The sequence below is a fragment of the Frankia sp. CeCAU1 genome (assembly GCF_977971845.1).
In genome coordinates this window covers 1-1,532 of the sequence record NZ_CDWWXA010000204.1, presented here as the reverse complement: position 1 = coordinate 1,532, position 1,532 = coordinate 1, and the positions used below count along the sequence as shown (strand labels likewise).

2 protein-coding genes are annotated in these 1,532 nt (G+C 69.1%); both read left to right on the top strand.

The features are described from left to right. Positions 1–303 (top strand): IS200/IS605 family transposase (tnpA, locus tag AC08OO_RS22080; protein ID WP_476619015.1); only part of this gene is annotated, 303 nt, incomplete at its 5' end. Next, entirely contained in the window at positions 279–1,499 is a 1,221-nt protein-coding gene (locus tag AC08OO_RS22075; RefSeq protein ID WP_476619014.1) for an RNA-guided endonuclease InsQ/TnpB family protein, read from the top strand. The genes tnpA and AC08OO_RS22075, both read left to right, overlap by 25 nt. Positions 1,500–1,532: the final 33 nt, after the last annotated feature.

The following is a 1,532-nucleotide window of genomic DNA, read 5'->3' as shown; positions in this document are numbered from 1 at the left end:
CTGATCCGCGAGAAGTGCGCCGAGCATGACTGGCTGATCGTCGCGCTGGAGATCGAGCCCGACCACGTGCACCTGTTCGTGAAAGCTCATCCGAAGCACGCCCCGTCGTACATCGCCAACCAGCTCAAAGGCTTCACGTCCCACGTGCTACGCGGCGAGTTCGCGCACCTGCGCTCCCGGCTGCCCACGCTCTGGTCCCGGTCGTACTTCGTTGCCACCGTCGGCGCGGTGTCCGCCGAGACGGTCCGCCGGTACATCGATACGCAGAACGAGCGGCCGTGGCGCACGGGGGTGCCACGTTGAGACGGTCGTACAAGTTCCTGCTCCGCCCGACCGCGCACCAGCAGATCGCGTTGACGGCGATGCTCGACGACCACCGGGCGCTGTACAACGCCGCGCTTCAGGAGCGGCGCGATGCCTACCGGCATCCGAGCAAGACGACGGTCCGCTACGGGGGCCAGTCGGCCCAGCTCAAGGACATTCGGGGGTTTGACGCGGATCAGGCCCGCTGGTCGTTCTCCTCTCAGCAGGCCACCCTGCGTCGCCTCAATCTCGCGTTCGCCGCGTTCTTCCGCCGGGTCAAGGCGGGCGAGACGCCCGGCTACCCGCGGTTCAGGGGCGCCGGCTGGTTCGACACGGTGACGTGGCCCGCCAACGGTGACGGGTGCCTCTGGGACTCGCAGCCCGAGAACCCGAAGACGATGTTCGTCCGCCTTCAGGGCGTCGGCCACGTCAAGGTCCACCAGCACCGGCCAGTGGCTGGCCGGGTCAAGACGCTGTCCGTCAGGCGGGAGGGTGCCCGCTGGTACCTCGTGCTGTCCTGCGACGACGTGCCCGCCGAGCCGCTGGAACCAACGGGCGCCGTCGTCGGCGTGGACTTGGGTGTCGCCTCGCTGGCCACCACGTCGAACGGCGAGCACTACGGCAACCCGCGTTTCCTCGAACGGGCCGCCGGGCGCCTCGCCAACGCGCAGCGCGACCTTGCCCGTAAGAAGCGCGGCTCGAAGCGGCGCCGCAAGGCGGCTACTCGGGTCGCGAACCAGTCCCGGGCCGTGGCCCGGCAGCGCGTCGACCTCGCGAACAAGACCGCACGCGAACTGGTCGCCGACCACGACCTGATCGCTGTCGAGAAGCTGAACGTCAAGGGCATGGTCCGCCGGGCCAAGCCGAAGCCCGACCCGGACCAGCCGGGGGCGTTCCTGCCGAACGGGCAGGCCGCCAAGTCCGGGCTGAACAGGTCGATTCTCGACGCCGGGTGGGGGGTGTTCCTCAACGCACTGCGTGCCAAGGCTGAAAGCGCCGGGCGGGTCGTCGTCGAGGTCAACCCCCGCCACACCTCCCAGCGATGCGCCGAATGTGGCCATGTCGCCCCGGAGAACCGGCCCAGTCAGGCCACGTTCCGCTGTGTGGAGTGCGGCCACGCCGCGCACGCAGACGTGAACGCGGCGATCAACATACTCGGGGCGGGGCTCGCCCTTCAGGTGGCGCAAGCTTCCTGAGAAGCTGACGCCTTTAGGCGTCAGAGGAGTCAC